General features: G+C 42.7%; 3 protein-coding genes and 2 pseudogenes. All 5 read left to right on the forward strand.

What is annotated here, in order from left to right; all coding sequences use genetic code 11:
* Positions 1–582: 582 nt before the first annotated feature.
* Positions 583–957, forward strand: coding sequence for an Hha toxicity modulator TomB (gene tomB / locus A7090_RS24255; protein ID WP_105275799.1), 375 nt, complete (start codon positions 583–585; stop codon positions 955–957).
* Between the two features lie 25 nt (positions 958–982).
* The gene (locus A7090_RS24260; RefSeq protein WP_001291435.1) at positions 983–1,201 is read left to right on the forward strand and encodes an HHA domain-containing protein; all 219 of its coding nucleotides are present in this window, start codon (positions 983–985) and stop codon (positions 1,199–1,201) included.
* Between the two features lie 171 nt (positions 1,202–1,372).
* A pseudogene (locus A7090_RS24265) lies at positions 1,373–1,801 on the forward strand (maltose acetyltransferase domain-containing protein).
* Positions 1,802–1,925: 124 nt separating this feature from the next.
* The gene (locus A7090_RS24270; RefSeq protein WP_105275800.1) at positions 1,926–2,396 is read left to right on the forward strand and encodes a YlaC family protein; all 471 of its coding nucleotides are present in this window, start codon (positions 1,926–1,928) and stop codon (positions 2,394–2,396) included.
* A gap of 163 nt (positions 2,397–2,559) precedes the next feature.
* Positions 2,560–2,862, forward strand: a pseudogene (locus A7090_RS24275) (CSS-motif domain-containing protein); the annotation flags it as partial.
* Positions 2,863–2,911: the final 49 nt, after the last annotated feature.

A 2,911-nucleotide genomic window follows, 5' to 3' on the forward strand; every position in this document is an offset into this window, starting at 1 on the left:
AGATCACAAAACTCTATGCCTGTCTTTTTTTACCCGCCCATTACTGGGGATTCCTCAGCGCGCAGCGGCCTTTTTTATATACATAACCTACAAACATTAAGGAGTAATTGAACAATCAACTCAGGATTTCATACGAAAACCAGTATTAACTTCGCATAAAATTCATAAAGAATACTTATTGTTAGTTAATTTAGATTAAGTAGCGCCAATAGATTTAATAATCCATAATCATTTAGAGGCTTTTCTTAATTATTTGCGGTAATTCTTTATTCATCCATCGGTTATTACGTCATATTCAGAGTATTCATGGTATTAGCATGACTAATTTCATCTGGTGATAATCCTGAAATGTTATGAACAAATCGAGCAAACTGCTTTTACCTGCTGCGGGTTAGTGCCAGTATGAAAAAGTGAGTCCTATCCCGCTTCCTTCCTGATTGTAATTTTTCGTAATAATGCGATGAAAACCTGCAAAGAGTGGCTTATAGTTAAGCTAACAAACGAGAAGGCAAGTCCAGGTCAGTAAGTTTTTTCCATCCCGAAAGGTGTCCGTTAGTTCAACCGCTAAGAAGGGGACGCGTTATGGATGAATACTCACCCAAAAGACATGATATCGCACAGCTTAAGTTTCTCTGTGAAACCCTGTATCATGACTGCCTTGCAAACCTTGAAGAAAGCAATCATGGCTGGGTTAACGACCCAACCTCGGAGATCAACCTCCAGTTGAATGAACTGATTGAGCATATTGCAACCTTCGCACTTAATTACAAAATTAAGTATAATGAAGACAATAAGCTCATTGAGCAAATCGACGAATATCTGGATAACACCTTTATGTTGTTCAGCAATTATGGTATTAATATGCAGGTTCTTCAGAAATGGCGGAAATCAGGCAATCGACTATTCCGTTGTTTTGTCAATGCGACGAAAGAGAATCCTGCGAGTTTATCTTGTTAGAATTATTACAACCATAGGTAGAAGTATGTCAGAAAAACCTTTAACGAAAACTGATTATTTAATGCGTTTGCGTCGTTGTCAGACAATTGACACACTGGAGCGTGTTATCGAGAAAAATAAATACGAATTATCAGATAATGAACTGGCTGTATTTTACTCAGCCGCAGATCACCGCCTCGCCGAATTGACCATGAATAAACTGTACGACAAGATCCCTTCCTCAGTATGGAAATTTATTCGCTAATTAAATAATTTGCTTTCGGAGCTATAACTGGCTGTTTATTAAGAATTTTATACTTTTCGCCATGAAGGCATACCCTATGTGATCTTCATCACACAGACGTAATGGGAACGTTCTCTTCACTGACTTTCCGTCTTACTGTGTTGCCGCATTTTCAGCAGCCGTAGGTCAGTAATGAGTACAGAAAAAGAAAAGATGATTGCTGGTGAGTTGTATCGATCGGCAGATGAGACGTTATCTCGCGATCGCCTGCGCGCTCGTCAGCTTATTCACCGATACAATCATTCCCTGGCAGAAGAGCACACATTACGCCAGCAAATTCTCACTGATTTATTCGGTACGGTGACAGAGGCTTATATTGAGCCAACGTTTCGCTGTGACTATGGCTATAACATTTTTCTCGGTAATAATTTTTTCGCCAACTGCGATTGCGTGATGCTTGCTTGATGTCTGCCCTATTCGCATCAGTAATAATGTCTGGATTGGTGGACGTGCGGTCATCCCCCCAGGTGTAACCATTGGTGATAACGTCATGGTAGCCTCTGGTGCAGTTGTCATAAAAAAGATGTCCCGGACAACGTTGTCGTGGGCCAGACTCATTAAAAAATTGTAACTAAATTTTAGCAAATGTTATGCAAAATCATGGCAAATCCGTTACTTTTCCTCTACTATTTCCCGTTAAAATAGGGTGTTCCCTGGAAAGTTGCAGATACCACGAAGGCAAACGATGACCGAAATACAACGCCTGCTGACCGAAACGATTGAGTCTCTGAATACCCGCGAAAAACGCGACAACAAACCCCGCTTTAGTATCAGTTTTATCCGTAAACATCCGGGGCTGTTTATCGGCATGTACGTTGCTTTTTTCGCCACCCTGGTGGTGATGTTGCAGTCCGAAACGTTGTCAGGCTCAGTCTGGCTACTGGTCGTATTATTTGTCCTGCTTAATGGTTTCTTCTTCTTCGATATCTACCCGCGCTACCGCTATGAAGATATCGACGTGCTGGATTTCCGCGTTTGCTATAACGGCGAATGGTACAACACGCGCTTTGTGCCTACCGCCCTGGTTGAAGCCATATTGAATTCGCCACGGGTCGCGGATGTTCATAAAGAACAACTGCAAAGAATGATCGTCCGGAAAGGTGAACTGTCTTTTTACGATATTTTCACCCTTGCTCGCGCCGAATCAACATGTTAAGTCAGGAGTACATACCCGGTGTAAAGCTCTGCGCCTGGTCAAATGACAACGATCGTTTCCACCCATCACTTCATGAAATACCGGCTCTACCTCCTTATCTCCTGCCAGCCTTTTTTCACAATCAGATATACTTCCCCTACACGGTGTTAATAAGGACATACTGGTGAGAACACGACATCTGGTCGGCCTTATTTCGGGAGTACTGATTCTTTCAGTATTGCTGCCTGTCGGCTTAAGCATCTGGCTGGCCCATCAGCAGGTAGAAACATCGTTTATTGAAGAGCTGGATACCTATTCCTCCCGCGTCGCTATTCGGGCCAATAAGGTCGCGACACAAGGGAAAGAGGCACTGCAGGAGCTGGAAAGATGGCAAGGCGCTGCCTGTAGCGAAGCCCATCTTATGGAAATGCGTCGGGTATCTTACAGTTATCGCTATATTCAGGAAGTGGTTTATGTCAGCGCCAATGATATAAGACAGTAATTCACCATTTGGATTGTCCGCTCCACCCAACATG

It is taken from the genome of Escherichia sp. MOD1-EC7003, from assembly GCF_002965065.1.
GTDB lineage: Bacteria > Pseudomonadota > Gammaproteobacteria > Enterobacterales > Enterobacteriaceae > Escherichia.